22 protein-coding genes and 1 riboswitch are annotated in these 27,000 nt (G+C 69.8%); of the genes, 12 read left to right on the forward strand and 10 right to left on the reverse strand.

Annotation, left to right across the window (positions count from 1 at the left end; genetic code table 11):
* Positions 1–6 precede the first annotated feature (6 nt).
* Positions 7–762: a SapC family protein gene (locus tag AT699_RS17825; RefSeq protein ID WP_006386319.1), complete on the forward strand. Its 756-nt coding sequence runs from the start codon at positions 7–9 to the stop codon at positions 760–762.
* A 75-nt stretch (positions 763–837) separates the two neighbouring features.
* Here the strand turns inward: AT699_RS17825 and AT699_RS17830 are convergent, their stop codons facing one another.
* From AT699_RS17830 to AT699_RS17840, 3 genes are all read right to left on the reverse strand, one after another.
* Positions 838–2,136: an alpha/beta fold hydrolase gene (locus AT699_RS17830; protein ID WP_024069353.1), complete on the reverse strand. Its 1,299-nt coding sequence runs from the start codon at positions 2,134–2,136 to the stop codon at positions 838–840.
* A gap of 9 nt (positions 2,137–2,145) precedes the next feature.
* Positions 2,146–3,138, reverse strand: a complete 993-nt coding sequence (locus AT699_RS17835) for a Bug family tripartite tricarboxylate transporter substrate binding protein (RefSeq protein ID WP_006386317.1) — start codon at positions 3,136–3,138, stop codon at positions 2,146–2,148.
* 153 nt (positions 3,139–3,291) lie between these two features.
* The gene (locus AT699_RS17840; protein WP_024069354.1) at positions 3,292–4,215 is read right to left on the reverse strand and encodes a LysR family transcriptional regulator; all 924 of its coding nucleotides are present in this window, start codon (positions 4,213–4,215) and stop codon (positions 3,292–3,294) included.
* 141 nt (positions 4,216–4,356) lie between these two features.
* On the opposite strand from AT699_RS17840, the gene AT699_RS17845 reads away from it, so the two are divergent.
* The 3 genes from AT699_RS17845 to AT699_RS17855 all read left to right on the forward strand — a co-directional run bounded on the left by AT699_RS17845 (position 4,357) and on the right by AT699_RS17855 (position 7,036).
* Positions 4,357–5,295: a dihydrodipicolinate synthase family protein gene (locus AT699_RS17845; RefSeq protein ID WP_006386315.1), complete on the forward strand. Its 939-nt coding sequence runs from the start codon at positions 4,357–4,359 to the stop codon at positions 5,293–5,295.
* Positions 5,296–5,373: 78 nt separating this feature from the next.
* Positions 5,374–6,342: a Bug family tripartite tricarboxylate transporter substrate binding protein gene (locus tag AT699_RS17850; protein WP_006386314.1), complete on the forward strand. Its 969-nt coding sequence runs from the start codon at positions 5,374–5,376 to the stop codon at positions 6,340–6,342.
* Positions 6,332–7,036, forward strand: a complete 705-nt coding sequence (locus tag AT699_RS17855) for an SDR family NAD(P)-dependent oxidoreductase (RefSeq protein ID WP_024069355.1) — start codon at positions 6,332–6,334, stop codon at positions 7,034–7,036. The genes AT699_RS17850 and AT699_RS17855 overlap by 11 nt, the downstream gene beginning before the upstream one ends.
* 111 nt (positions 7,037–7,147) lie before the next feature.
* Here the strand turns inward: AT699_RS17855 and AT699_RS17860 are convergent, their stop codons facing one another.
* On the reverse strand, positions 7,148–7,708 hold the full coding sequence (locus AT699_RS17860; RefSeq protein ID WP_024069356.1) for a DUF1415 domain-containing protein: 561 nt from the start codon (positions 7,706–7,708) through the stop codon (positions 7,148–7,150).
* Positions 7,709–7,812: 104 nt separating this feature from the next.
* Positions 7,813–7,876, forward strand: a riboswitch (Fluoride riboswitch).
* A gap of 163 nt (positions 7,877–8,039) precedes the next feature.
* Here AT699_RS17860 and crcB point away from each other — a divergent pair.
* Positions 8,040–8,411, forward strand: a complete 372-nt coding sequence (gene crcB / locus AT699_RS17865; protein ID WP_006386311.1) for a fluoride efflux transporter CrcB — start codon at positions 8,040–8,042, stop codon at positions 8,409–8,411.
* 155 nt (positions 8,412–8,566) lie between these two features.
* Here the strand turns inward: crcB and AT699_RS17870 are convergent, their stop codons facing one another.
* Together AT699_RS17870 and AT699_RS17875 are read right to left on the reverse strand one after the other, a co-directional pair.
* The gene (locus AT699_RS17870) at positions 8,567–10,039 is read right to left on the reverse strand and encodes a M20 family metallopeptidase (RefSeq protein WP_024069357.1); all 1,473 of its coding nucleotides are present in this window, start codon (positions 10,037–10,039) and stop codon (positions 8,567–8,569) included.
* A gap of 130 nt (positions 10,040–10,169) precedes the next feature.
* Positions 10,170–11,087: a LysR family transcriptional regulator gene (locus AT699_RS17875; RefSeq protein WP_020928244.1), complete on the reverse strand. Its 918-nt coding sequence runs from the start codon at positions 11,085–11,087 to the stop codon at positions 10,170–10,172.
* Positions 11,088–11,200: 113 nt separating this feature from the next.
* Here AT699_RS17875 and AT699_RS17880 point away from each other — a divergent pair, with 113 nt between their 5' ends.
* Together AT699_RS17880 and AT699_RS17885 are read left to right on the forward strand one after the other, a co-directional pair.
* Positions 11,201–12,154 (forward strand): alpha/beta hydrolase, encoded by a 954-nt coding sequence (locus AT699_RS17880; RefSeq protein WP_024069358.1) that lies wholly within the window; start codon positions 11,201–11,203, stop codon positions 12,152–12,154.
* An 18-nt stretch (positions 12,155–12,172) separates the two neighbouring features.
* Positions 12,173–13,159, forward strand: a complete 987-nt coding sequence (locus tag AT699_RS17885; protein ID WP_024069359.1) for a Bug family tripartite tricarboxylate transporter substrate binding protein — start codon at positions 12,173–12,175, stop codon at positions 13,157–13,159.
* Positions 13,160–13,213: 54 nt separating this feature from the next.
* Here the strand turns inward: AT699_RS17885 and AT699_RS17890 are convergent, their stop codons facing one another.
* Together AT699_RS17890 and AT699_RS17895 are read right to left on the reverse strand one after the other, a co-directional pair.
* Positions 13,214–14,572, reverse strand: a complete 1,359-nt coding sequence (locus AT699_RS17890) for an ATP-binding protein (RefSeq protein WP_024069360.1) — start codon at positions 14,570–14,572, stop codon at positions 13,214–13,216.
* Positions 14,569–15,237, reverse strand: coding sequence for a response regulator transcription factor (locus AT699_RS17895; protein WP_006385125.1), 669 nt, complete (start codon positions 15,235–15,237; stop codon positions 14,569–14,571). The genes AT699_RS17890 and AT699_RS17895 overlap by 4 nt, the downstream gene beginning before the upstream one ends.
* A 145-nt stretch (positions 15,238–15,382) precedes the next feature.
* On the opposite strand from AT699_RS17895, the gene AT699_RS17900 reads away from it, so the two are divergent.
* Together AT699_RS17900 and AT699_RS17905 are read left to right on the forward strand one after the other, a co-directional pair.
* The gene (locus tag AT699_RS17900) at positions 15,383–16,144 is read left to right on the forward strand and encodes a MipA/OmpV family protein (RefSeq protein ID WP_020928248.1); all 762 of its coding nucleotides are present in this window, start codon (positions 15,383–15,385) and stop codon (positions 16,142–16,144) included.
* A 30-nt stretch (positions 16,145–16,174) separates the two neighbouring features.
* Positions 16,175–16,927, forward strand: a complete 753-nt coding sequence (locus AT699_RS17905; RefSeq protein WP_024069361.1) for a LysR substrate-binding domain-containing protein — start codon at positions 16,175–16,177, stop codon at positions 16,925–16,927.
* Positions 16,928–16,960: 33 nt separating this feature from the next.
* On the opposite strand, the gene AT699_RS17910 is transcribed toward AT699_RS17905, so the two are convergent.
* The gene (locus tag AT699_RS17910; RefSeq protein WP_024069362.1) at positions 16,961–18,586 is read right to left on the reverse strand and encodes a methyl-accepting chemotaxis protein; all 1,626 of its coding nucleotides are present in this window, start codon (positions 18,584–18,586) and stop codon (positions 16,961–16,963) included.
* A gap of 189 nt (positions 18,587–18,775) precedes the next feature.
* Between AT699_RS17910 and AT699_RS17915 the strand changes: the two genes are divergently transcribed.
* From AT699_RS17915 to AT699_RS17925, 3 genes are all read left to right on the forward strand, one after another.
* Positions 18,776–19,282, forward strand: a complete 507-nt coding sequence (locus AT699_RS17915) for a sigma-70 family RNA polymerase sigma factor (protein WP_024069363.1) — start codon at positions 18,776–18,778, stop codon at positions 19,280–19,282.
* Positions 19,279–20,256, forward strand: a complete 978-nt coding sequence (locus AT699_RS17920; protein ID WP_020928252.1) for a FecR domain-containing protein — start codon at positions 19,279–19,281, stop codon at positions 20,254–20,256. Before AT699_RS17915 ends, AT699_RS17920 begins: the two co-directional genes overlap by 4 nt.
* A 70-nt stretch (positions 20,257–20,326) precedes the next feature.
* Entirely contained in the window at positions 20,327–22,717 is a 2,391-nt protein-coding gene (locus tag AT699_RS17925) for a TonB-dependent siderophore receptor (protein ID WP_024069364.1), read from the forward strand.
* A gap of 137 nt (positions 22,718–22,854) precedes the next feature.
* On the opposite strand, the gene purL is transcribed toward AT699_RS17925, so the two are convergent.
* The gene (gene purL / locus AT699_RS17930) at positions 22,855–26,904 is read right to left on the reverse strand and encodes a phosphoribosylformylglycinamidine synthase (RefSeq protein ID WP_024069365.1); all 4,050 of its coding nucleotides are present in this window, start codon (positions 26,902–26,904) and stop codon (positions 22,855–22,857) included.
* Between the last annotated feature and the right edge of the window lie 96 nt (positions 26,905–27,000).

Consider the following 27,000-nt stretch of genomic DNA (forward strand, 5'->3'; position numbering starts at 1 on the left):
AACACCATGACCACGCAGACTTCGCTTCCCCTGTTCTACGAACAACCCCGTCCGCTCGCTGCCGGCGTGCACGCCAACCTGTCGCTGGCCGGCAATACCGGCTTCGCCTACGCCGCCAAGACCAACGCGGTGCCGCTGGTCGCCACCGAGCTGCCGACCGCGTGCCGCCACTTCCCCATCGTCTTCACCGATGGCGAGCAGCCCACGCCGGTCGCCGTGCTGGGCGTGCGCGGCCAGGAAAACCTGTTCGTCGACGCGCAGGGCCAATGGCGCCCCGGCACCTACATCCCGGCCTACGTGCGCCGCTATCCCTTCATCTTCATGGAGAACGAAGACCGCAGCCAGTACACGCTGTGTATCGACGAGAAGGCCGCCGCGGTGGTCGAGGGCCGTGACAACCCGTTCTTCGACGAGGCCGGCGAGCCGACCGCGCTGGCCCGCAGCGCCCTGGAATTCTGCCGCGACTACCAGAACCAGCACGCCTACACGCTGGAATTCGCGCGCGCCCTGGCCGACGCCGACCTGCTGGTCGAAAACCGCGCCGACATCACCCTGGCCGACGGCCAGCGCCTGGCCATGTCCGGCTTCAAGGTGATCGACGAAGCCAGGTTCAACAAGCTGCCGGAAGCGGAATTCCTGCGCTGGCGCGCCAATGGCTGGCTGCCGCTGGTCTATTGCCACCTGCTGTCGATCAACACCTGGCCCAGCCTGATCGATCAGGTGCAGCCGGTGGTCGCGGCCGAGGAAGCCGCCGAGGCGTGATCTTCCGGAACGCCCGCGGGCCGGCGCACGCGCCGACCCGCGCCCCCACGGCCCCGCCGGTCGGGGCCGTGTGCATTACTGGCCTTGCCCGGCCGCGCGCGCCAGGAATTCCAGCACCGCGCGATAGGACCCCTCGTTGCCGGCCGCATTGGCCGGCGGCGTGCCGCCCGCGTCCAGCAACAGGCCCGACATGGCGTGCGGCTTGCTGATCAGCGTGGCCGGCAGGCACGGATAGTGCACGTGATGCCCCGCCCCCTTGCACACATAATGCGACGTGGGCAGCCCGTGCGCCTCGCGCTGGCGCATGACGATCTCGGAATATGCGGTGCTGGGCCAGAAGCCGTCATCCGACGCGCTCACCAGCAGGACCGGGCCCGGATAGCGTTCAACCGGAATGCGGGCGCGCTCGAACGCCGCGGCATCGCGGCTGGCGCTCAGGAACGCATGGGTCTGCCGGTACGGCGGGTCCGAGGCGTAGGCCGCCTCCCAATCGGCGCTGGCGTTGTCCTGCCACAGGTGCGGCAAGGGCTCCCCGCCCTTGCGCCAGACCTGCGCATTGCGTCCGGTGCCCGGCTCGCCCGCGCTGACCACGCCGTGCGTCACGGGCGACGGCACGTAGGCCACCACCGCGCTCACCAGGTCGGGATAGTGCGACGCCACCAGCAATGAGGTCTCGCCGCCGCGGCTGATGCCCGACAGCGCCACGAAGCCGTCGCGCGGCTTGAGTTCGGCGCGGGCCCAGCGCAGCGCCTGCTCGAAATACTCCAGCGGCATGTCGTTCAGGTACTTGGGCCGGCCGTCGTAGTTGAAAATGGCCAGCGCCAGGCACTGGTAGCCGCGGGCCGCGAACAGCGCCGCGCGCGGCGCGTTGACGCCGCCGGACGAGCCGTTCATGTAGATCACGAGCGGATGCGGGCCGGGGCCGGCGGGCGTGTAGAGTTCGCCCGACAGCGTCATGCCGCCGACCTGTTCGCGCACGGCGCGGTGCGTGACGCCCTCGGCCACGAAGGTCTGTACCAGCCGCGCGGTGGCCTCATGCCGGCCGTCGGTGGCGTGCAGGTCGATCGCCAGCGGCTCGGTGCGATCGGGCGGAAACACCACCCGGTCCATCTCCTCGCAGGTCATCGACCACACCAGTCCCATGGCGGACGGCTCGGCATAGCTGCCGGACACGGGGCAGTCGCGCGCCAGGTCCAGGCTGCCGTCGTGGCCGGCCATGAACACCGCCTGCGAACGCCACGGCACGCCGCTCATCCGCATGCGGGCCGTGACGGTGACGAAGGCGTAGGCGGGAAAGCCGTCGATGCGGATCTGGCGCGGCACGTCGATCAGCGCCGTTTCGGGACTGACGGTGATGCGGGCTTGCTCGGTCATGGCGCTTCCTCAGCCTTTCAGGTCGGTCTTGGGCACGTTGTTGGCGCGGATCACGCCGGCCCACATGGCGGATTCCTCGGCGATGACGCGGTCCAGGTCGGCCGACGAGGTGAACTCCACGGTCACGCCCTGCTCGGCGAACTGCTTGACCAGGCTGGGATCGCGCGTGCCTTCGCGCACCGCATGCTCCAGCGTCCTGACCACCTCCGCCGGCATCGCCGCCGGCCCCGAGATCATCATGCGGGTATAGAGTTCAAAGCCGTCGACGCCGGCCTCCTTCATGGTCGGCACGTCCGGCAGGCTCGACAGGCGCTGGTCGGCCGTCACCGCCAGCACCTGCAGCTTGCCCGACTGGATGTTAGGCAGCGCCGAGGTCGGGAAATCGAAGGTGCTCTGCACCGTGCCCGCCATCAGGTCCAGCAGCGCCGGGCCGCTGCCCTTGTAGGGCACGTCCTGGAACTGGGTGCCGGTCTTGGACTGGAAATGCAGCAGCGCCAGGTGGTTGATGACGCCGCGCCCGGCATGGGCGCAAGTGATGTCGCCCGGCTTCTTCTTGGCCAGCGCGATGAATTCCTGCACGTTCTTGACGCCCAGCGCCGGATGCACGATCAGCAGCATCGGCGACTTGCCCATCGACCCCAGCTGCTTGAAGTCCGACTGCTGGTACGGCAGGTTGTTGTAGAGCAAGGGGTTCAGGATCATGCCGTTGGTGCCGGCAAAGCCCAGCGTGTAGCCGTCGGGTTCGGCCCGCGCCACCGCCACCGTGGCGATGATGGCCTGGCCGCCCGGCCGGTTCTCGACCACCACGCTGCCCTTCAGGACCTTGCCCATGCGTTCGGCCAGCGCGCGCGCGGCGATGTCGGTCAGGCCGCCGGGCGCGAAGCCGACCAGCAGGCGCACGGGGCGGGTGGGGAAATTGGCCTGGGCCTGGGCATGCGCCAGGCGAGGCATCAACGGCAGCGCGGCAAGCGCGCCCAGGGCGTGGCGGCGGGTGAACGGCATAAGGCTCTCTCCAGACAGGCGCGCACGACGACCGCGCGACAGGCGGCCGCGCGAGCCATGCGATGAACAAGGGGGAAGGAAGCACAGGCCGCCCGCCGAACGGCGGGGGGTCTCAATGACGGTATCTTGTATGCAATATGGCGCGGGGGCTATCTAGGGATATCCCGGGTCGGCGGCCTGCCCCGCCGCGCGCGCCGCGGCCAGCCGCCACAGTTGCTCGGCCACCGCGGCCATGTCGGTCGGCTGGCGGAACAGGCAGATCTCCAGCGGAATGTCCCATTCCTGGCCGCCGGCGCGCACCAGCCTGCCCTGCGCCAGGTCCTCGCGCACCAGCATGTTCGGCAGCCAGGCGACGCCACGGCCCTGCACCGCCATGGTCCGCAGCAACGTGGCGTGCGGCCCGACGAAGGTGGCGCGTATGCGTTCCTCGCCGAGGTCCTTCTTGCGCAATTGGCTGGCCACGATGCGCCCCAGGCCCGAGGCCGGCCCATAGGCCAGGAAGTCCACGGCGCCCTCGCCCGCCAGGCGATGCGCCGGCGCGGCCGATCCGCCCGGCGCGCTGACCGGCACCAGCGTATCGGTGCCCAGCCGCACCATGGGATAGGCGGTTTCATCCAGGCGGCTGGCCACGCGCGGATGCCGGTGGCACAGCAGGAACTGCACGCGGCGCTGCGCCATCAGGTCTTCGCAGGCCTGGAAGCTGTCGGACATCATCTGGATCGCGCCGACTTCCATGTCCGCTTCCAGGCCGGCCAGCCATTTCGGAAAGAACGTCAGCGACAGCAGATGGGTCGCCGCGAAGCGCAGGCTGGCGGCATCCTGCGCATGGGCCGCGACCGCCTTGATGCGCGCCGCCTCCAGGTCGGCCAGCACCTGCTTGAGCAGCGGCAGGAAGCGGCGGCCGGCGGCGGTCAGTTCGGTGGGATGCGAGCTGCGGTCGCACAGGTCGGCGCCCACCCATTCCTCCAGCGCGCGGATGTGGCGGCTGAACGCCGGCTGCGCGATGGCGCGCGCTTCCGCCGCGCGCGAGAAACTTCCGGTGTCGGCCAGCGCGAGGAAATCCTCCAGCCAATTCATGTCCAGAGGTCGGTTTCCAGGTCCCATGATTGTTTGCAGCGCAGCATAGATAATTCTATGCAATTCGAGTATTGGACGGCCCAAAGGGGATGCCGCAATCATAGCGGCCATTCCCCCACCCACAGGACCTGGAAAACACCCATGCCTTCCATCCCGAATTACCGTGGCATCATCCCCGCGATCGCCTGCCCGTTCACCGCCGACCGCCGCATCGACGAGCCCGCGCTGCGCCGCCTGGCCGGCTGGCTGGCGGGCCACGATGGCGTGGTCGCCATCATGACCAACGGCCACACCGGCGAGGTGTTTTCGCTGACGCCCGCTGAACGCGCGCAGGTCACCCGCATCGTGGCCGACGAGCTGCGCGGCAGGCTGCCCGTGATTTCCTCGATCGTGTGCGAAGGCATCGCCGAGGCTGCCGAACACGCCCGCGCCGCGCGCGCCGCCGGCGCCGCCGCGCTGGATGTGATGCCGCCCCACCACTGGTTGCGTTTCGGCTTCACGCCCGGCCACGCGCTGGAATACTTCCAGGCCATCCACGAGGCCGCGCCCGATCTCGACCTGGTCTGCCACGTCTATCCGGCGTGGACGCGCGCGTCCTATTCGTCGAGCCTGCTGGCCGACCTGGCGCGGCTGCCCTACGTGCAGGCCTTCAAGGTCGGCCAGCGCGACATGAACAAGTATGCCCGCGACATTCAGGCGCTGCGCGACGCCGATGCCTCCAAGGCCATTCTCACCTGCCACGACGAATACCTGCTGGCCTCGATGGTGCAGGACGTGGACGGCGCGCTGGTCGGCTTCGCCACCTTCATCCCGCAGCTCATCATCGACCTGTGGGAGGCGGTGAAGGCCGGCGATCTGAAGCGCGCCCAGGCGGTGCAGGCGCTGATCACCCCGCTCAAGGACGCGGTGTACGGCGCCGGCGAACCCACTGGCGAAGCGCATGCCCGCATGAAGGCCGGCATGTACCTGGCCGGCGTGCTGGAGAGCGCCGCGGTGCGTCCGCCCACCGAAGCCCCCGGCGCGGCCGAGATGGACGCGCTGCGCGCCGCGCTGGCCAAGGCGGAACTGCTGGCGCGCTGACGCCGCATCGCGCGGCGGCCCAGGGGCGGGACAGCCCGGGCCACGCCGCGACGACACCAAAACCAGAGGAGACACATCATGCGAAAAACCATTCTGTTGCCCGCCGCGCTGGCCCTGTGCACGGCGCTTGGCGCCGCCGCGGCGCACGCCGAGGCCGCCTACCCCGCGCGCCAGGTGCGGTTCGTGATCCCCTTCCCGCCGGGCGGCACGCTCGACATGCTGGGCCGCGACGTGGCGCAGAAACTAAGCGAGCAGACCGGCCAGAGCTTCGTGGTGGAAAACCGTTCGGGCGGCAACGGCATCATCGGCGCCGACGTCGTGGCCCGGTCGCCGGCCGACGGCTACACCCTGCTCTTTAACGCCTCGACCTTCACCACGGCGCCGATGACGATGAAGTCCGTGCCTTTCGACGTCGACAAGAATTTCGTGCCCGTCGCCATGGCCGGCAAGGCGCCACTGTCGGTCTCGGTCAAGAAGGACCTGCCGGTGTCCGACCTGGCCGGCCTGCTGGCCTATGCCAAGCAGAATCCGGGCAAACTGACCTTCGCCGTCGGCTCGATCGGATCGGCCGGTCACCTGGCCACCGAACTGCTCAAGCGCCAGGGCGGCCTGGACTACATGGTCATCCCGTACCGCGGCACCTCGCCCGCGCTGCAGGATCTGGTGGGCGGGCGCATCGACGGATTCATCGACCCGGTGCTGGGCGCCCTGTCGTACTACAAGGGCGGCATGCTGAAGATCCTCGCCGTCACCTCGGAAACGCGCCTGCCCAACCTGCCCGACGTGCCCACGGTGGGCGAAGTGCTGCCCGGCTACCAGTACTACAGCTGGTACGGCCTGTGGGCGCCGGCCGGCACCCCCGCGACGATCGTCGAGAAGCTCAACGCCGAGGTCAACAAGGCCCTGTCCTCGGGCATGGCGGCCAAGTACGAACAGCTGGGCGTGACGATCACGCCTATCACCACGGCCGGGTTCACGCGTTTCCAGAAGGACGATATGGCGCGCTCGCGCAAAATCATCGAAGAAGGCCACATCCATGTCGACTGATCCCACCCCAGGCCACGCGGTCGTCACTGGCGCCACCGGCGGCATCGGCCAGGCGATCGTGCAGCGGCTGCTGGATGGCCGCTGGCGCGTGACCGGACTGGACCTCGGGCCGGCCGTGACGCGGCATCCCGCCTACCGGCATGTCACGGTCGACCTGTGTGACGACGCCGCCACCCATCGGGCCTTGCAGGGTCTGGACAATGCCACGGCCCTGGTGCATGCGGCCGGGCTGTTGCGGGTGGCGCCGCTGGCGCAATCGGAATCCGCCGATGGCGAACTAATGTGGAAACTGCACGTCGATGCCGCGGTCCGGTTGACCCGCGATCTGGCGCCGGCGATGGTCGCGCAAGGCGGCGGCCGCGTGGTGCTGGTCGGCAGCCGCGTGGCCCAGGGCATGCCCGGCCGCGGCCAATATGCCGCGTCCAAGGCGGCGCTGGTGGCGCTGGCGCACAGTTGGGGCGCGGAACTGGCCGGCCAGGGCGTCACGGTGAACGTGGTGTCCCCGGCCGCCACGCAGACGGGCATGCTGGAAGACCCCGCCCGGGCCGTCAGTCCGGCCCGCATGCCCCCGATCGGCAGGCTGATACAGCCCGGCGAGATCGCGGCCCTGGTGGCGTTCCTGCTGTCCGCCGAGGCGGCCGCCATCACCGGTCAGGACATCGCCATCTGCGGCGGGGCTTCGTTGCCCCGCTGAACCCACGTTCGCGCGGCCGACCGTGCCCCGCGCGGTCGCGCCCTTGTGCGGCGGCGTCCCGACAGATGCGACAACCGCGCAGACGGCCTTCGCCGCCGGCCGCGCCCGGCTTCAGGCGGGCTTGCTCATCAACCGCTTCCAGCCTTCCAGGCCCAGCCGCTGCATTGTGTCGATGTTCTTCTCGTAGATCTCGGCGGCGTCCGGGAAGGACTCGACCGCGCGGTCGATGCTGTCCTCTCGCAGCAGGTGCAGGATGGGATACGGCGACCGGTTGGTGTAGTTCTCGATATCGTCCGGCTGGGTGTCGGCGAACTGGAACTGCGGGTGGAACGTGGCCACCTGCAACTCCCCCACCAGGCGCATGCGCTTGAGCAGGCGGTCCGACAGGTCTTCGAAGTCGTTGAACTCCAGGAAATCGTCGAGCGCGTCGGGAATGATCAGCAGCGTGGTGTCGATCTTCTCCGGATCGGCCTCGGCCAGCAGGGCCAGTTCGTCCTGCAGGTCGGTCAGGACGCCTTCGGCGTCGGTGGCATCGCTGACGGCAAAGCGGATCTGGTCCTTGACCTGGACCGCTTTGGCGAACGGACAGAGATTCAGGCCGATCACGGCCTGGGTGAGCCAATGGCGGGTTTCGGCAACCACGTTGGCGTAGGCGTCGGAAGTGGAAATCATGGCGGGCAGTCCTGGCAAAACGCGAGTATAGGCGACCAGGTGGGAGGCGCCGCGACCGGGTTCATCGTGGGCCAACGCCCTGCCGCCACGCCTGGGATACAATCGATCGCAATGGGAATGGAGCTTCCCAAAACCGCCGATCCCTCGGCTGATGGCTCCTGCTGACCGGGCAACATGCCCGCAGCGGGTGCCGTCCAGACAAAACCCGCCGCGGCGGGTTTCTTGTTTTTCGGGCCGCGACCTCGTCGCTGGCCGCCCGCGCCTTCAACCGGCGCGGCCCGTGGACAAGCCCCAGGCTGTTGCTCTCCATCGTTTCACCTGGAGAGAAATCTTGAATCTATTGCTGGTTTTCATCGGTGGCGGCCTCGGCTCGGCCGCTCGCTACGGCATGAGCCTGGCCGCGTTGCGCCTGGGCTGGATTGCCTTCCCCTACGCCACCCTGGCCACCAATGTCATCGGCTGCTTCGTCATGGGGCTGATCACCGAACTGCTGGCGCTGAAGTTCTCGGTGTCGCAACCGACCCGGCTGTTCCTGACCACCGGCATCGTCGGCGGCTTCACCACCTTCTCGACCTTCGCGCTGGAAACGGCACTGCATGTGGAACAGGGGCGCATCAGCACCGCGCTGCTGTACGCCGGCCTGTCGCTCGGGCTGGGGCTGGCGGCGCTGTTCGGGGCGATGGCGCTGGTGCGGACGCTGTGATGGCGGCGGCCGGGGCGCCGTTGACGGTCGCGCTCGCCATTCGCCGTCCGTCCGACATTGCCGGCGCCCGTGGCGCCGCGCGGAAGGGCCGCGCTAGCGTGGCGCCATGAAAAAAGCCCGGCCAGGCCGGGCTTTCTTTCCTCCGCCAACGCCGATCAGGCCGCCGGCATCGCCGCCATGGTCTGCGCGACCGCTGCGGTCAGCTTCTTGCCGTAGGGCACGTGCAGGAATTCATTCGGGCCGTGGGCATTGGACTTGGGGCCCAGCACGCCGCAGACCATGAACTGCGCCTTGGGGAAGCCCTTCTGCAGCATGCTCATCAGCGGAATGGTGCCGCCCTGGCCGATGTAGCCGCAGGGAGCGCCATAGTACTGCTGCGAGGCGGCATCCAGCGCCTGGGTCAGCCACGGCCCCGAGGCCGGCGCGTTCCAGCCGGTGGCGGCGCCCTCGTTGGCCTTGAAGATGACCTTGGCGTTGTAGGGCGCGTCGGCTTCCAGCAAGGCCTTGATCTCCTCCGAGGCGGCAACGGCGTCGACCAGCGGCGGCAGGCGCAGCGACAGCTTGAAGGCGGTGCGCGGACGCAGCACGTTGCCGGCGCTGGACAGCGGCGGCAGGCCTTCGGCGCCGGTCACCGACAGGGTCGGACGCCAGGTGCGGTTCAACAGCGCCTGTTCCGGCTCGGTGGTCATGGGCAGCACGAAGCCGCCGTCGGCGCCGCAGCTCCAGGGGAAGCGGCGCCAGACTTCGTCGCCCAGGATGCGGGCGGTGGCGTGCACCTGTTCGATGCGGTCGGCGGGAATCTCGCAATGCAGGCTTTGCGGCAGCAGGCGGCCGGTGGCGCTGTCTTCCAGGCGGTCCAGCAGGTGGCGCAGGATGCGGAACGACGACGGCACCACGCCGCTGGAATCGCCCGAGTGCACGCCTTCGTCCAGCACCTGCACTTCCAGCGTGCCCGAGACCATGCCGCGCAGCGAGGTGGTCATCCACAGCTGGTCGTAGTTGCCGGCGCCCGAATCCAGGCACACCACCAGGGCCACGTTGCCCAGGCGGTCGCGCAGCGCGTCGACGTAGGGCAGCAGGTCGTAGCTGCCGGATTCCTCACAGGTCTCGACGATGCCGACGCAGCGCGGGCGCGGAATGCCCTGCTTGTCCAGCGCCATGATGGCGGTGAGCGAGGCGTACACGGCGTAGCCGTCGTCGGCGCCGCCGCGGCCGTAGAGCTTGCCGTCTTCGTACTTGGGGGTCCAGGGGCCCAGGCCGGCGCGCCAGCCGGAGAATTCCGGCTGCTTGTCCAGGTGGCCGTACAGCAGCACGGTGTCGCCGTTATCGCTGCGGGTGGCGGGCGCGTCGAAGAAGATCACCGGCGTGCGGCCCGGCAGGCGCACCACTTCCAGTTTCAGGCCCGAGACCTTCTGGGCTTCGACCCACTGCGCCGCGTCGCGCACCACGCGCTCGATGAACGCGTTCTTTTCCCAGTCGGCGTCGAACGCCGGGCTCTTGGCCGGAATGGCGATGTAGTCGGTCAGCGCGGGGATGATCTCGTTGTCCCACTTGTCGTCCACAAAAGCCTGCAAAGCCTTCGGATCGAGGGTAGGAGGTAGTGCGTCGTCGGGGATGCGTGCGTTCATGGCGCGGGATCCTGTGGTCGGGAAGCGGAATAATCCGCCATTTTATGCCTGCCGGGCGCCGCCGGCATCTTTTGTCCCTGTTTGTCGCGCGGCGCCGGAAAAACGGTGCCGGCTGGCGCCGCCCTCCACCCTAGCGCGCCGCGTACGCCTCGATCCGGCTCCACACCTGCCGCGCCAGCGGCTTGGCGTTGGCCACCGACTGGTACAGCCGGATCTCCATGTGGATGTCGTTGCGCGCGCTGTCGGCCCGCGCCAGGACGCCGGCGCGCAGGTCGGACTCGACCAGCGTGTGGGGCAGCCACGCCAGGCCGAAGCCCTGCCGCGCCATGGCATGCAGCGCGTCCGCCAGGTCCGACTCGTACATGGTCTGCAACCGCGCCGGCACGCACAGGCCGCGCAGGCGGTCGCGCAGGATGCGGCCCAGCGACATGCTGTCGGCGTACGCCAGGAACGGCACCGCCGGATCCGAGGCCAGCTTGGGCACGGCGTGGCGCGGATGGCGGCTGCCCGGCGCCAGCGGCGCGCTGACGGCCACCAGCTTGTCGGCGCCAACCCGGCGGCAGCGGTAGTCGGGATTGTCGATCTGCGCGTACAGCGGCTCGTGCGCGTGGCACAGCAGGAAGTCGACCTCGCCGTCGGCCAGCATGTCGATGCCGTAGTTGAGCGTGGTGGTCACCACCTTCAACTGGAACGGCTGCATGCCCTGCTGCACCTTGGCCATCAGCCCCGGCAGCACCGAATGCGCCAGCGTCTTGCCCGAGGCGATGGCGATGCGGCGGCTGCGTTCCAGCTCGGGCTTCTGCAGGCCCTGGCGCGTCTCGCGCAGGATGTCCAGCACGTCGATGGCGGCCGCCAGCATGCTGCGCCCGGCCGCGTTCAGCGTCGACACCTGGTGGCCGCGCTCGACCAGCGGCACGCCGGCCCAGTCCTCCAGCGCCTTGATGCGGCGCCCGAAGGCCGGATGCGTGACGTTGCGCGCCTCGGCCGCCTGGAACAGGTTGCGCGACTTCGACAACGCCACGAAGTCCTCCAGCCACTTGATGTCCATTTCGTCTCCGTTGTCCTGTCGTGGGGTTGTGCCGTATCGGCACAAGCGCTGCACATTCTGCACAAACCCAGCGTTTGTTACAACTAGTATTACGGCGTCCCCTGGAGATGCCGATGCCCGACGCCCCCGTTTTGCTGAAATCCCTGCGCAGCCACTTCCTGGGCGGCCGCGAGGCCGTGGCCAGCGGGCTGCCGGTGCTGCGCAGGCAAGTGGTGGGCAACGGCGCCGCGCGCGCCATCGACATGAACGGCAGCTACTGCGCCGGCCAGTTGTACGTGCAGGAATACCGCCTGGCCGAGCCGCGCCATCCGCATCCGGTGCTGCTGTGGCACGGCGGCGGCATGAGCGGCGCGCAATGGGAAAGCACTCCCGACGGCCGCCAGGGCTGGCTCTGGCGGCTGCTGCAATCCGGCTATGACGTATTCGTGGCCGACGCGCCCGAGCGCGGCCGCGCTTCCTGGGCGATGTACCCGCAGATCTACGACGCGGCGCCGATCTTCCGTTCCAAGGAAGAAGCCTGGCACCTGTTCCGCATCGGCCCGGCCAGCGGCTACGCGCCCCGCGGCCAGCCGCGTGGCGCCCATCCGGGGCAGCAATTCCCGGCCGACGCCTTCGACACCTTCGCCAAGCAGTTCGTGCCGCGCTGGCTGGCGCACGACGCCATGGCGCTGGACGCCTATCGCGAACTGCTCGACCTGGCCGGCCCCTGCATCGTCATCGGCCACAGCCAGGGCGGCGGCTACGCCACGCAACTGGCGCGCGAATGCCCCGGCCCGATCCGCGCGGTAGTGGCGGTGGAACCGACCGGCACGCCCGAACGCGTCGACGGCTCCCTGCCCCCGCAACTGCTGGTATGGGGCGACCACTTCGACCACCACGACACCTGGCAGCGCTACCGCGCCCAGACCGACGCCTACTGGGACGCCCTGCGGCGGGCCGGCCGCCGCGCCGACGTGCTGGACCTGCCCGCCGCCGGCATCGCCGGCAATTCCCATTTCTGCATGCTGGACCGCAACAGCGACCGCATCGCCGAACTCATCGTCGACTGGCTCAACGGCCTCGACTAACCTTCGCCTGGAGACACCATGAAACTGACCAAAACCGCAATCGCCGTGGCGTTGCTGAGCGGCGCCTCGCTGATCGCCGGCCCGGCCTCGGCGCAGCAGGCCGACTACCCCAACAAGCCCGTGCGCCTGATCGTGCCGTTCGCCCCCGGCGGCACCGCCGACATCATCGGCCGCGTATTTGCGGCGCAGCTGGGCACCGAACTGGGCGCCACCGTGGTGGTCGAGAACAAGGCCGGCGCGGGCGGCTCGATCGGCACGCGCTTCGTGGCCGACGCGGCGCCCGACGGCTACGTACTGCTGCTGGCCTCGTCCAGCACCCACGGCACCAATCCGGCGGTCTACAAGAACCTGACCTACGACGCGGCGCAGGACTTCACCGCCATCACGCAACTGGTGACCGTGCCGGGCGTGCTGAGCGTGACCAAGGACTTCCCCGCCGCCGACCTGAACGGCCTGATCGCCGCCGCCAAGGCCAACCCGGACAAGTACACCTACGCCTCGTCGGGCGCGGGCGGCCTGGGCAACCTGGCGATGGAGCTGATGAAGTCGATGACCGGCGCCAAGCTCATGCACATCGCCTACCGCGGCGCGGGCCCGGCCTTCACCGACGTCATCAGCGGCCAGGTGTCGATGATCTGGGAGCCGGTGCCGGCCTCGCTTCCGTACATCAAGGGCGGCCAGATCCGTCCCATCGCCATCGCCGCCGACGCCCGTTCGCCGGAACTGCCCGACACGCCGACCTTCAAGGAAGCCGGCCTGCCGCGCTACGAGGCCAACGCCTGGAACGGCCTGCTGGCGCCCAAGGGCCTGCCGGCCGACGTGACGCAGAAGCTGCACGACGCCTCGGTCAAGGCGCTGAACAATCCCGAGGTCAAGGCCAAGCTGGCCAGCCTGGGCGGCACGGTGGTGGCCGGCACGTCCGACGCGTTCAAGAACGTGATCGCCAGCGACGTGAAGAAGTGGAAGAACGTGGCGGCCGACGCCAGGATCCAGCTGGATCAGTAAACCACGCGCGCCACCGCGCCTGGTTCGCGGGCCGGCCATTCAGGCCGGCCCTTTTCATGCCGCCGCGGTCGCGGGAAAAGTGACCATCAGGCCCACGCCCCGGCCATTCAGGCCAGGCACGAAGGCCACCACGGCGCCGTGGCGCGCCGCGATCTGCGCCACCAGCGACAGGCCGATGCCGCTGCCGCCGCCGTTGGCGCCCGGGGCGCGATAGAAGCGGTCGAACACCCGCGCGCGTTCGGCCGGCGCGATGCCGGGGCCATCGTCGGCCACCCGTAGCCAGGCCCCGCCCCGCTCGTGCGGCCCGCAGGCCACGGCGATCTGGCCGCCCTCGGGGGTGTAGCGCAGGGCGTTGTCGAGCAGGTTGCGCACCAGCACGCCCAGCGTATCCATGCCGCCGCGCACCTCGCAGGCCTGGACGTCCAGCTGGATGCGTTGGCGCTTGCGCGCCGCGGCCGCCTCGCCGTCGCGCACCAGCAGGACCACCAGCGCGTCCAGCGACACGGTGTCGAGATCGGCGCCGGTTTCACTGACCGCGTCCATGCGCGCCTGGTCCAGCAATTGTTCGGCCAGGCGCGCCGTGCGCTGCGCCACCGCGCGCAACGGGGCGGCGGCGTCGGCGGCCGGCGTGTCGGCGATGCGCTGCGACAGCAGTTCGGTCTGCGCGCTGAGCGCGGCCAGCGGCGTGCGCAGTTCATGCGCGGCATCGGCCAGGAAGCGGCGCTCGTGGTCCATGGCGGCCTGAAGCCGGACCAGCAGGGCATTGATGGAGCGCACGAAGGGATGCAATTCCCCCGGCAGGCGGTCCAGCGGCAACGGCGCCAGGTCGAATGGCGTGCGCCGCTGGATCGCGTCACCGGCGCGATCGACCGGACGGAACGCCAGCCGCACCACGATCCAGGTTGATGCCGCCAGCAGCAGGAACAACGCCGACACGATGACCAGGCCGCGCTTGAAGGCGGCCACGGCTTCGGCGCGCCGGTCGCTGTCGGCGCGCGCCAGCTGCACCTGCACCTGGCCGGAAGCGTCGCTGAGCGAGTACACGCGCCAGGTGTCGTCGCCGATCACGCTGTCGCGAAAGCCGTCTTCGAAGTCCGGGTTCAGCGGCTGGTCCGGCGCCTCGGGCGAACGCAGGGCCAGGCGCCGGTCGCCCTTGGACCAGATCTGCACCGTGGTCCGCTCGCCGCGGAAATGGCTGGACGGCGGCAGCTTGAAACGCTCATCGGGCCGCTCCTCCAGCAGACTGCGGCGCAGCGACAGGATGGTCTGGTTGGCCGAGTCGACCAGGGACTGGTCGCGGATGCCGGTGCGCGCCTCGTTCATGGCGTGCTGCTGGCACATGAACACCGCCGCCCAGGTCAACAGCAGGGTCAGCAGCAGCGTGACGGTCAGGCGTTTGCGCAGCGTCTTCATGCCGCGTCCGCCGCGGCGATGCGATAACCCAGGCCGTGCACGGTGGCGACCAGGTCGTCGCCGAGCTTGCGCCTGAGCTGGTGGACGTACACCGCCACGGTATTGCTTTCGATGGTGCCGCTGCCGCCGTAGACCGCGGCCTCCAGCTGTTCGCGGCTGACGGTCTGGCCGGCGCGTTCCATCAGCGCCAGCAGGGTGCGGTACTCGCTGGCGCTGAGCACCACTTCGGCGCCGGCCCGCGTCACCACGCGCCGCGCCGGATCCAGCTGCACGTCGCGGCAGCGCAGGACCGACACCACCGAATTGCTGCTGCGGCGCACCACGGCGCGCAGCCGCGCCAGCAGTTCGTCCAGCTGGAACGGTTTGACGATGTAGTCGTCGGCGCCGGCATCCAGGCCCTGCACCCGCTCGCTGAGGCGGTCGCGGGCGGTGATGATGAGCACCGGCGTGGCGTCGTAGCGCGCCCGCAGGTGTTTCAACACCGCCAACCCGCTGCCGCCCGGCAGGCCCAGATCCAGCAGCACCGCGCCGTAGCCATGCTCGACCAGCGCCAGCCGGGCGGCGGGCACGTCGCGCACCCAATCGACGCGCAGGCCCGCGCCCACCATGCTGGATCGCAAGGCGTCTCCGAGCATGGCGTCATCTTCGACCAGCAGAACTTGCAAGAACGCTCCCAGACTGTCCATGGCGCGCCATTGTGGCGCCCTGGATTTAAAGAATTTTTAAAAGCCGGCTCCGACAATGGCGGCTCGTCGTGCCCCTGGCTCGCGCCAGGGCACCGGTTCACGAAAGAAAGGAAATTCCCCGCAAATGAAGCTGGCTATGTTAGCAACTGGCGCCGCCCTGGCCTGCGCCGCAGGCACGGCGCAGGCCGAGCAATCTGGCACCAATTTCATCGGCCTGGGCGTCGGCTACGTGCCGGTGTACCAGGGCTCCAGCGAATACCGCGCCCTGCCGGTGCCGCTGATCAACTACCATTCCGGCAATTTCTTCATCTCGCCGCGCGCCGGCCTGCCGGCGATGGGCCTGCAGACCACGCTGGCGCCCGACTGGAAGGCCGGCGTATTCGTCGGCATGGCGCTGGGCCGCGATTCCAGCGACGCCGACCGCACCAAGGGCCTGGACGACATCGATTTCCACGGCACCTATGGCGCCTTCGTCGAATGGGCGCCGGGTCCGTTTTCATTGGGCGCGGCATACCGCCAGGCGGCGCGCAGCGGCTACGGCGGCACGCTCGAACTGCGCGCCACCTATGCCGCCTGGCAGGACGGCGCCAACCGCGTCAACCTCGGCGCCAGCACGCAGTGGGCCAGCCACGACGACATGCAGACCTGGTATGGCGTCACGTCCTCGCAGGCCGCGCGCAGCCGCGAAGGGCTGTCGACCTACTCGCCGTCGTCCGGCTTCAAATCCGCCGCCCTGTTCGCCACCTGGTCGCATCGCATCGACGCCAGCTGGAGCACCGTCACCACCGTGGGCGTGAACACGCTGCTGGGCGACGCCCGCGACAGCCCGCTGACCGAGCGCCGCGCCAACGTGTTCGGCAGCGTCGGGGTGGTCTACGCGTTCTGAACGAACGCGGTGGCGCCGGGAGCGGGATCGATGAAATTCACGCAAGACATGGCGCAGGGCGGACACGGCCGCCTCGACCTGGAACAGCGCCGCATTCCGGCCGACGCGGCCCCGGCCCGCGCATGCCGGCGCGGGTCCCTGCGCGACCGGCCGGTGGGCCAGGCCGGCGCGCTGCGCGTGCGCTTGCCGGACGCCAGCGTGCGGCATGCGCTGGCCCCCGCGCTGGCGGCCTTCGCCGAGCGCCATCCGGACCTGGCCATGCAGTTGGACTCGCCCGGCGGCGCGGACGCGGCGCCGCAGCCCCCCGATATCTCGATCGGTCTGGAACCGCCGGCGGACCCGGCATGGATGGCGCACCGGCTGGGCGCCTTGCGCGCCAGCCTGTACGCGGCGCCCGGTTATCTGGCGCGACGGCCCGCGCCCGAGCATCCCGCCGACCTGGCGATGCACGACTGCATCGGCCTGCACGTCGGCGCGCATCGTGCCCATGACACACGACCCGCCCGCTGGCGCCTGTGGTGCGGCCCCGAGCGCGTCGTGGTCCTGGCGCGCGAGCGCTATGGCGTCGACACGCCCGCCATGGCGCTGCAACTGGCCGCCCGCGGCGTCGGCATCGCCGCGCTGCACGCGCTGGGCGCGGCCGTCTGGCGGGGCGCGGGGCTGGTGCCGGTGCTGCCGCGATGGGAACTGGAGCCGGTCACCCTATACGCCTTGACGGGCTCCCGGCGCCTGCCGGCGCGAGCCCATGCCCTGATCGACTGGCTGGCGCGGACGCTGGCCTGAAGGCGCCCGCGCCGGCGCCTCGAAGATGCCGCGTCAGGCGCCCAGCAATGCCGGTTCGCCCGCGCGGCCCAGGGCAGCGGCCTCGGAGTCGATCACGCGGCCGGTCTGCAGCTTGAACACCGCCACCGCGTCACGCAGGCGTTGCGCCTGGGTCTCCAGCGACGCCGCCGACGCGGCCGCCTGCTCGACCAGCGCGGCGTTCTGCTGCGTCACGCTGTCCATCTGCGAGACCGCCTGGTTGACCTGCTGGATACCCTGCGACTGCTCTTCCGAGGCGCTGGAGATCTCGTTGATGATGTCGGTCACGCGGCGCACCGACACCACGATCTCCTGCATCGTCGCACCGGCCGCTTCGACCTGGTCGGAACCAATGGACACCTTCTGCACCGAATCGTCGATCAGGCCCTTGATCTCCTTGGCGGCCTGGCCGCTGCGCTGCGCCAGCGCGCGCACTTCGCTGGCCACCACCGCGAAACCCTTGCCCTGCTCGCCGGCGCGGGCCGCCTCGACCGCGGCGTTGAGCGCCAGGATGTTGGTCTGGAAGGCGATGCCGTCAATCACGCCGACGATGTCGGCGATGCGGTTGGAGCTGTCGGCGATGGCGCGCATGGTGCCCACCACGTCACCCACCGCCTGGCCGCCGCGGGTGGCCACGTCGGAAGCCGCGCTGGCCAGTTGCGAGGCGCTGCGCGAGCTGTCGGCGTTGTTCTTCACGGTGGACGACAGTTCATCCATGCTGGCGGCGGTTTCCTCCAGCGAGGCGGCCTGCTGTTCGGTGCGCGAGGACAGGTCGATGTTGCCGGCCGCGATCTCGCGCGAGCCGGTGTGGATCTCTTCCACGCCCTGGCGCACGGCGGCCACGGTGCGCGCCAGGCTGTCCTGCATGCGCTTGACGGCGGCGTAGAGCACGCCGATTTCATTGTTGCCGCGCTGCTCGATGCGGTTGGTCAGGTCGCCGCCGGCGATGCGGTCGAACAGGCGGCCGGCGTCATGCAACGGGCGGAACACCGAGCGGGCAAAGACCGCGTACAGCCCCACCACCAGCACGGCCACCACCACCAGCAGGCCGATCAGGAAGGCGATGGCGCCATTGATGCGGGTGTTGGCCTCGCGCGCCACGCGTTGGCCGACTTCGTCGGCGTAGTCCACGTACTTCTGGATCGCCTGGGTGAAGGTGATGCCCAGCGGCGTCACCTTCTCCAGGTTCAGGCGGCTGGCATCCTGGGCCTTGCCGGCGCGGATGGCGGCGATCATCGGCACGATGGCGTCGCGCTGGTAGACGTCATAGGCGGCCAGCGCATCATCGAACAGGGGCTTGCCCACGGGCGAGGTCTCGGGATTCTGGCGCGCGCTCTGAATCAGGTCGGCGGCCTTCCTGGTGTAGCCGTCCAGGCGCTGCATGCTGGCCAGGTTGTCGATGCTCTTGCCTTCCAGCAAGGTGGTCTGGGCAGCCAGCAGCACCAGGCGGGCGCGCAGCAGCTCGGAACCGGCGTCGTCCACGGCGTTGGCGCGCACCAGGTTGGTATCCAGCATCACCTCGATCGAGGTGCGGTTGGAGGTCAGTTGCTGGTATACGGCGATGCCGGTGACCAGGAAAAGGGCGAAAAAAACACAGAGCGCGGTCGTCAGGACGGCGCGGATACTCAGATTCTTGAACATGGGGAGGGCCACTCGGGGGTTGCGGAGGGCAGCCTTGGGCGGCTGTCGAAGTGTTTACGGCTTATTGCAATGAAAAGTTAAATATCTCATTGGGTTACATCGACAACGCGCAATTTCCGACTTGTCCAACAGAATTAACAACGATTATCATTTCCAGTCTTTGAACCCCGCGAGAGAAGGACTTCCATCGTGACGGCGGCCAACCAGCCCACGGCGCACCCCTCCCTGAGCGCGCTTTACCGCGACCACCACGGCTGGCTGGCCGGCTGGTTGCGGCGACGGCTGGGCAGCGCGCACGACGCCGCCGACCTGTCGCACGACACCTACGAACGCCTGATGGTGTCCGGCCGCCTGCCCGAGGCCGGCCAGGCGCGCGCCTTCCTGACCCAGATCGCCAAGGGCCTGGTGATTGACCTGTTCCGCCGCCGCACCCTCGAAACCGCCTATCTCGAAGCGCTGGCGCAACTGCCCGAACCGCACATGCCGTCTGCCGAGGGCCGCGCGCTGGCGCTGGAAACGTTGATGGCGGTGGACGCCGCGCTCGACGCCCTGCCCGCCCGCGCGCGCCAGGTCTTCATCCTGTCCCGCTTCGAGGGCCTGACCTATTCCGAGATCGCCGCGCAGCTGGGCGTCTCGGTGGCGCTGGTGCGCAAGCACATGCTGCGCGCCGCCCAGGCCTGCCTGGCGGCGCTATGAGCGCCGGCGCAGCGGGCATCCCCGAACCGATCCTGGCCCAGGGCCTGGAGTGGCTGGTGGTCATGTGGTCGGGCGAAGCCACCGCCGACGAGCGCGCCGCCTGGCAGCGCTGGCGCAACGCCCATCCCGATCACGAACGCGCCTGGCAGCAGGTGCAGCGGCTGGACGCGCGCCTGCTGGGCGTGTCGCCCGAAGCCTCGGCCCGGGCGCTGGCGTCGTCCGGGCGCCAGGCCGGCCGCCGCAAGGCGCTGCGCCTGATGGGCTTTGGCCTGTTGGGCGCCGGCGCCGCCGGCCTCGCGGCCGGCCGCCTGCCTTGGGCCGCCTATGCAGCCGATTACCGCACCGCCGTCGGCGAACGGCGCGAGGTGCTGCTGGAAGACGGCACCCGCTTCACCCTGAACAGCGACAGCGCCGTCGACGTGCAATACAGCGCCGGCGCGCGCCGCCTGGTGCTGCGCCGTGGCGAACTGTACGTGGCCACCGGCCACGGCGCGCTGGCCGCCGGCCGCCCCTTCTCGGTCGCCACGGAATACGGCAGCGTGCTGGCGCTGGGCACGCGCTACAGCGTCGAGATCCAGCGCGACCGCATGCGGGTCGGCGTGTACGAAGGCGCGGTCGAGATCCAGCCGCGGCAAGGCGCCGCGCTGCGATTGCAGGCCGGCCAGGCCGCCGGCTTCACCGCGGATACGGCCGCGCTGCTGCCGGCCGCCTCCGCCGCCGCGCCCGCCTGGCTGCGGGGCCAACTGGTGGCCGACCGCCTGCGGCTAGCCGACTTCCTCGACCAGGTGGAGCGCTACCGCCACGGCGTGATCCGCTGCGACCCGCGCGTGGCCGACCTGATCGTCTCGGGGGTCTATCCGCTGGCCGACACCGACCGCATCCTGGCATCGCTGGCGGCCGCGCTGCCGTTGCGGGTGTCGCGCTACACCGGCTACTGGGTGGTGGTGGAACCTAAAAATCCGGGCCAACCGTAGCACTTTTCCGTTCTCGTTCGGGAACCCTGCATAACCGCAGTATTCACGCCCGCAACGAGGATCCTTTTTCATGTCTGTCCGCACTCCCCTGAACGCCGCCCGCGGCACCCTGGCGCTGGCCTTGGCAGCCCTGGCGCTGGCCGCGCCGCCCGCCGCCCTTGCCGCCGACGCGCCGGCCCGCCCGGGCCCGGCCGCCGTCCGCTACGACATTCCGGCCGGTTCGCTCGACCAAGTGCTCAACGCCTACGCCCAGCAGGCCGGCGTGATGATCGCCATCGACGGCGCCCTGACCGCAGGCCGGCGCAGTGCCGGCCTGCGCGGCGCCTATGGGCTGCGCGACGGTTTCGCCGCCATCCTGGCCGGCAGCGGCCTGGCGGCCCAAGCGCAAGGCGGCGGCTACGTGCTGCGCCGGCTGCCGGCCGGCGCCGGCGGCGTCGCCACGCTGGAACCGGTGACGGTCAGCGCCGGCGGCGTGGCGCCCGACAGCTACGTGGCCGAGGCCAGCCGCGCCGGCACCAAGACCGACACGCCGATCCTGGAGGTGCCGCAGTCGATCTCGGTGGTGACGCGCGCGCAGATGGAGGCGCAGAACGCGCAGAGCGTGACCGAGGTGCTGCGCTACGTGCCCGGCGTGGCGGTGGAAACCTACGGCGTCGATCCCAAGGGCTTTGACTGGGTCATGCTGCGCGGCTTCAATGCCCAGGCCACCAGCGACTACAAGGACGGCCTGCGCCAGATCACGTCGGGCTACACGCTGTTCCGCAGCGAGCCCTACGCACTGGAACGCATCGAGGTGCTGCGCGGCCCGTCGTCGGTGCTGTACGGCCAGGGCGATGCCGGCGGCGTCATCAACCGCGTCAGCAAGCTGCCGTCCGCCACGCCGCAATACGAGGCCGAACTGGAGTACGGCAGCTTCCAGCGCAAGCAGGCCGCGGTCGACCTGACCGGCCCGGCCACCGAAGACGGCACGCTGCTGTACCGCGTGATCGGCGTGGCGCGCGACGCCAACACCCAGTTCACCTACCCCAACGGCGACCGCATTGCCGACGACCGCCTGTTCCTGGCGCCGTCGCTGACCTGGGCGCCGTCTGCCGCCACCCGCTTCACGCTGCAGACCGAGTACCTGCACGACCGCTCCGGCGGCACCATCGGCACCGTCACCATCAACGGCAAGCCGACCGACCTGCGCAACGGCGATCCGGACTTCAACCGCTACACGCAGAAACAGAAGAGCATCGGCTACCTGTTCGAGCACCGCTTCAACGACACCTTGCAGGTTCGCCAGAACCTGCGCTACGGCCAGGTCGACGCGCTGCTGGACAACATCCTGCTGTCGGGCATCGGTCCGGCGGGCCTGACCCGCACCGCGCGCCGCTACGACGAAAGCATGACCGCGCTGGCGCTGGACAACCAGGCGCAGCTGGATTTCAACACCGGCCCGCTGGCCCACACGCTGCTGCTGGGACTGGACTTCAACCGCAGCAGCGCCGACGTCTCGCGCACCTACGGCCCCGCCCCCAGCCTGAATCCCTACGACCCGGTGTATGGCGTGCACGTGCCCACGCCCACCACGCCGATGGCCAACTATCTGGAAACCACCCACCAGACCGGCTTGTACGTGCAGGACCAGGTGCGCTTGGCCGAACGCTGGGTGCTGACGCTGGGCGGCCGCTACGACTGGTACCGCCAGAAGAACCAGAACCGCCTGCTGGGCAATACCGCCGACCAGGACGGCTCGCGCTTCAGCGGCCGCGCCGGCCTGAACTACGTCATGCCCAATGGTCTCGCGCCCTACGTCAGCTACGCGCAGTCGTTCCTGCCCAACACCGGCGTGACCGCGCCGGCCAACGGCAGCGCCGCCTTCGCGCCGTCGCGCGGCCGCCAGTGGGAAGGCGGCATCAAGTTCCAGCCACCAGGCTCGAACGCGCTGTACACGCTGGCCGTGTTCGACATCAAGAAGAGCAACGTGCTGACCAATGACCTGCAGAACCCGGGCTTCCAGGTGGCCTCGGGCGAAGTGCAGTCGCGCGGCGTGGAACTGGAAGGCAAGTTCAGCCTGGGCGACGGCTGGGACTTCACCGGCTCGTACACCTACGTGCGCGCCCGCATCAGCCGCGCCAACGACGCCACCCAGGGCAAGCGCCCGGCGCTGGTGCCCGAGCACAGCGCCTCGGGCTGGCTCAACTACACCGTGCGCAACGCCGCGCTGGCCGGCCTGAGCCTGGGCGTGGGCGCGCGCTACGTCGGCTCGACCTATGGCGACAACGCCAACACGCTGAAGATCGACAGCCACACCCTGATCGACGCCGGCGTGTCGTACGCGGTGGACAAGCACCTGACGCTGTCGGTCAACGCCACCAACCTGTTCGACAAGGAGTACCTGGCGACGTGCTCGGACCTGACCGACTGCTACCCGGGCAGCCGGCGCAGCGTGATCGGGCGGGTGAAGTACCGTTTCTGAAAAACGGCGCGAATAAAAAAGCTCCACCGATTCGGTGGAGCTTCTTTTTGCGTCAGGCCGGCAAGGATCGCCACCTCGCCGCCGGGCCGCCCCCTCGGGGGGCAGCTAGCGCGAAGCGCGCGGCGCGGAGGCCCCTTCTATTTCAGCCAGGCGCGCGCATTGCGGAAGATGCGCATCCACGGGCTGAACTGGCCGCCGCTGTCGGCGTTGCCCCACTTCTCGGGCGCCCACGACATCATGACGTTGCGGGTCACGCGTTCCGGGTGCGGCATCATCACGGTAAAGCGGCCGTCGGCGGTGGTGACGGACGTCAGGCCGCCCGGGCTGCCGTTCGGGTTGAACGGATAGGCCTCGGTGGCGTTGCCGCGGTTGTCGATGTAGCGCGCCGCCGCCAGCACGCGGCCGGCGTCGCCCTGCTGCGAGAAGTCGGCGTAGCCTTCGCCGTGCGCCACCGCGACCGGGATGCGCGCGCCTTCCATGCCGGCAAAGAAGATCGACGGCGACTTGGCCAGTTCGACCATCGACAGGCGCGCCTCGTACTTCTCGGACAGGTTGCGGGTGAAGCGCGGCCAGTGCTCGGCGCCCGGGATCATCGGGGCCAGCGCGGCCATCATCTGGCAGCCGTTGCACACGCCCAGCGCGAAGGTGTCGGGGCGGGCGAAGTACGCCGCGAACTGATCCGACAGCTTGCCGTTGAAGCGGATGGTGCGGGCCCAGCCCTCGCCGGCGCCCAGCACGTCGCCGTAGCTGAAGCCGCCCACGGCCACCAGGCCCTGCACCTGCGCCAGGTCAACGCGGCCCGACAGCAGGTCGGTCATGTGCACGTCGACCGCGTCAAAGCCCGCGGTGTCGAAGGCCCAGCCCATTTCCACCTGGCTGTTGCAGCCCTGCTCGCGCAGGATCGCCACGCGCGGGCGCTTGCCGCTGCTGATGAACGGCGCGGCCACGTCTTCCTGCGGGTCGAAGGCCACGTTGGGGCTCATGCCCGGGTCCTGCGTGTCGCTCCAGACGTCCAGCTCGGCCTGGGCGCACGCGGGGTTGTCGCGGCGCGCCATGATGCGGTAGGAGACTTCGCTCCAGGCGCGGCCGAGGTCGGCGCGCGGCTGGCCCCAGACCTTCTTGCCGTCGCGGTAGAACTCGACCTCGTCGCCGCCGTTCAGGCCGCCGATGACGTGCGAGTGGGCCGACAGGCCGGCGCCGCGCAGCACCTGCATGACGGCGTCGCGCTGGGCGGCCGGCACCTGGATGACGGCGCCGGCTTCTTCCGCGAACAGCGCCTTGAGCGTCAGTTCGTCGCGCTGCACCGCCACCTGTTCCGGACGGATCTTGTAGTCGCCCCAATCGGCCGATTGCGGGTCGAAGGTCAGCATGTCGAGGTTGACCGAGATGCCGGTGCGGCCGGCGAAGGCCATTTCCACCAGCGTGGCGAACAGGCCGCCGTCCGAACGGTCGTGGTAGGCCAGGATGGTGCCGGCCTCGGCCAGGGTGCGGATGGTGACGAAGAAGGCGCGCAGCGCTTCCGGCGAATCGATGTCCGGCACGGTCTCGCCGACCTGGTTGTAGGTCTGCGCCAGGATCGAGCCGCCCATGCGGTGCAGGCCGCGGCCCAGGTCGATCAGGATCAGCACGCTGTCGCCGGCGTCGGTGCGCAGCTGCGGCGTGAGGCTGGCGCGCACGTCGCCGACCGGCGCGAAGGCCGTGACGATCAGCGACACCGGCGCCACCACCTGGCGCTGCTCGCCGTCCTGCTCCCAGGAGGTCTTCATGGACAGCGAATCCTTGCCCACCGGGATCGACAGGCCGGCGGCCTGGCACAGCTCGCTGACGGCCGACACGGTGTCGTACAGCGCGGCGTCCTGGCCGTCGACGCCGCAGGCGGCCATCCAGTTGGCGGACAGCTTGATGTCTTCCAGGCGCGCCACGTCGGCGGCGGCCAGGTTGGTCAGGGCCTCGGCCACGGCCATGCGGCCGGAGGCCGGCGCGTTCAGCATGGCGATGGGGGTGCGTTCGCCCATGGCCATGGCTTCGCCGCGAAAGCCCTGGTAGTCAGCCAGGGTGACGGCGCAGTCGGCCACCGGCACCTGCCACGGGCCGACCATCTGGTCGCGGCTGGAGAGGCCGCCGACGGTGCGGTCGCCGATGGTGATGAGGAACGACTTGTTGGCCACCGTGGGGTGGCGCAGCACGCGGTAGGCCGCTTCGGTCAGGTCGATGCCGGCCAGGTCCAGCGGCTCGGACACGCCCGGCAGGCGGCGCACGTCGCGCGTCATGCGCGGCGGCTTGCCCAGGATGACGTCGATCGGCACGTCGACCGGACGCACCTCGGCCTCGCCCTGCGGACGGATCGTGTCCAGGCCCGGCAGGCCTTCGCCGTCGACCACGCGCAGCTGGCGCTCCTCGGTGGCCACGCCGACCACCGCGTAGGGGCAGCGTTCGCGGCGGGCGATGGCGTCGAAACGCTCCAGGTCCTGCGGCAGGATCGACAGGACGTAGCGTTCCTGCGATTCATTGCTCCAGATCTCGGCGGGCGACAGGCCGGATTCTTCCAGCGGCACGCGCTTCAGATCGAAGATGGCGCCGCGGCCGGCATCGTTGACCAGTTCCGGGAAAGCGTTGGACAGGCCGCCCGCGCCGACGTCGTGGATGGCGATGATGGGGTTGTTCTCGGCCTGCTGCCAGCAGCGGTCGATCACTTCCTGGGCGCGGCGCTCCAGTTCGGGGTTGCCGCGCTGGACCGAGTCGAAATCCAGCTCGGCCGAGTTGCTGCCCATGCTGATGCTGGAGGCGGCGCCGCCGCCCATGCCGATGCGGAAACCCGGGCCGCCCAGCTGGATCAGCAGCGCGCCGGGAGGGATCTCGTTCTTGTGGGTCAGGCCGGCGTCGATGCTGCCCAGGCCGCCCGCGATCATGATGGGCTTGTGGTAGCCCCAGCGCGTGCCGCCGGCGGTCTGCTCGAACGAACGGAAATAGCCCAGCAGGTTGGGACGGCCGAATTCGTTGTTGAAGGCGGCGCCGCCGATGGGGCCGTCGATCATGATGGACAGCGGTGAGGCGATGCGGTCCGGCAGGCCGTGGTGGTCGGCTTCCCAGGGCTGCGTGGCGTCGTCGAAGCGCAGGTGCGAGACGGTGAAGCCGGTCAGGCCGGCCTTGGGCTTGGAGCCGCGGCCGGTGGCGCCTTCGTCGCGGATTTCGCCGCCGGCGCCGGTCGAGGCGCCGGGGAACGGCGCGATCGCGGTCGGGTGATTGTGCGTCTCGACCTTCATCAGGGTGTGCACGGTGGTGTCGCGGCGGATGTACTTGGCGCCATCCACGCCCTCGCCCGTCACCCCGGGCACGCCGGCCTGGAAGCGCTGCGCCGGGCCGCCGGCCATGATGGCGGCGTTGTCCGAGTAGGCGACCACGGTGCCTTCCGGCTGCGCCTTGTGGGTGGCGCGGATCATGCCGAACAGCGTGTTGGGCTGCTCCTGGCCGTCGATCACCCACTGCGCGTTGAAGATCTTGTGGCGGCAGTGTTCGCTGTTGGCCTGCGCGAACATCATCAGTTCGACGTCGGTGGGATCACGGCCCAGGTCGCTGAACGACTGGGCCAGGTATTCGATCTCGTCGTCGGACAGGGCCAGGCCCAGCGCGCTGTTGGCCTCGACCAGCGCGGCGGCGCCGCGCGCCTGCACGTCGACCGTGCGCATCGGCTTGCCGGCCAGCGGCTGGAACAGCGCCTGGCCGTCGAAGCTGGCGTCGACCACGGTTTCGGTCATGCGGTCGTGCAGGCAGTCGGCCGCGCGCGCCAGCATGTCGGCGTCGAACGTCTTGCTGCCCAGCAGGCCGCGTTCGGGCGTGATGACGTAGCGCACGCCGCGCTCGATGCGGTGCACGGCCGACAGGCCACAGTTGTGGGCGATGTCGGTGGCCTTGCTGGCCCACGGCGAGATCGTGCCCAGGCGCGGGATCACCAGCAGCGCCAGGCTCTTGGCCGGCGCCTCGCCGGTGGCGGGCGTGCCGTAATCCAGCAGTTGGGTCAGTTGCTGCTGCTGTTCGGCCGTCAGGGCGGCGTCGGTGCTGACGAAGTGCTCGTAGCGGGCGGAAATGTCGGCCACGGGCAGGCCGGCTTCCTTCAATTGCGCCAGCAGGCGGTCACGACGAAAGGAGGACAGGACGGAGGAACCAGGCAGATGCTGAACAAGGGACACGATGCGGGCGCCGTATAAGGAAGGGAGCAAAACAAGGATTTTACCCCGCTTGGCGGGTTTTCCCGGACGGAAGGACAGCCATGTCCCGATCCGGCC

The sequence above is a fragment of the Achromobacter xylosoxidans genome (assembly GCF_001457475.1).
GTDB classification, from domain to species: domain Bacteria; phylum Pseudomonadota; class Gammaproteobacteria; order Burkholderiales; family Burkholderiaceae_B; genus Achromobacter; species Achromobacter xylosoxidans.

Coding starts and splice junctions, on each gene's coding strand:
- AT699_RS17825 (WP_006386319.1), top strand. CDS start 7: ATGACCACGCAGACTTCGCTTCCCCTGTTCTACGAACAACCCCGTCCG.
- AT699_RS17830 (WP_024069353.1), bottom strand. CDS start 2,136: ATGACCGAGCAAGCCCGCATCACCGTCAGTCCCGAAACGGCGCTGATC.
- AT699_RS17835 (WP_006386317.1), bottom strand. CDS start 3,138: ATGCCGTTCACCCGCCGCCACGCCCTGGGCGCGCTTGCCGCGCTGCCG.
- AT699_RS17840 (WP_024069354.1), bottom strand. CDS start 4,215: ATGAATTGGCTGGAGGATTTCCTCGCGCTGGCCGACACCGGAAGTTTC.
- AT699_RS17845 (WP_006386315.1), top strand. CDS start 4,357: ATGCCTTCCATCCCGAATTACCGTGGCATCATCCCCGCGATCGCCTGC.
- AT699_RS17850 (WP_006386314.1), top strand. CDS start 5,374: ATGCGAAAAACCATTCTGTTGCCCGCCGCGCTGGCCCTGTGCACGGCG.
- AT699_RS17855 (WP_024069355.1), top strand. CDS start 6,332: ATGTCGACTGATCCCACCCCAGGCCACGCGGTCGTCACTGGCGCCACC.
- AT699_RS17860 (WP_024069356.1), bottom strand. CDS start 7,708: ATGATTTCCACTTCCGACGCCTACGCCAACGTGGTTGCCGAAACCCGC.
- AT699_RS17870 (WP_024069357.1), bottom strand. CDS start 10,039: ATGAACGCACGCATCCCCGACGACGCACTACCTCCTACCCTCGATCCG.
- AT699_RS17875 (WP_020928244.1), bottom strand. CDS start 11,087: ATGGACATCAAGTGGCTGGAGGACTTCGTGGCGTTGTCGAAGTCGCGC.
- AT699_RS17880 (WP_024069358.1), top strand. CDS start 11,201: ATGCCCGACGCCCCCGTTTTGCTGAAATCCCTGCGCAGCCACTTCCTG.
- AT699_RS17885 (WP_024069359.1), top strand. CDS start 12,173: ATGAAACTGACCAAAACCGCAATCGCCGTGGCGTTGCTGAGCGGCGCC.
- AT699_RS17890 (WP_024069360.1), bottom strand. CDS start 14,572: ATGAAGACGCTGCGCAAACGCCTGACCGTCACGCTGCTGCTGACCCTG.
- AT699_RS17900 (WP_020928248.1), top strand. CDS start 15,383: ATGAAGCTGGCTATGTTAGCAACTGGCGCCGCCCTGGCCTGCGCCGCA.
- AT699_RS17905 (WP_024069361.1), top strand. CDS start 16,175: ATGAAATTCACGCAAGACATGGCGCAGGGCGGACACGGCCGCCTCGAC.
- AT699_RS17910 (WP_024069362.1), bottom strand. CDS start 18,586: ATGTTCAAGAATCTGAGTATCCGCGCCGTCCTGACGACCGCGCTCTGT.
- AT699_RS17920 (WP_020928252.1), top strand. CDS start 19,279: ATGAGCGCCGGCGCAGCGGGCATCCCCGAACCGATCCTGGCCCAGGGC.
- AT699_RS17925 (WP_024069364.1), top strand. CDS start 20,327: ATGTCTGTCCGCACTCCCCTGAACGCCGCCCGCGGCACCCTGGCGCTG.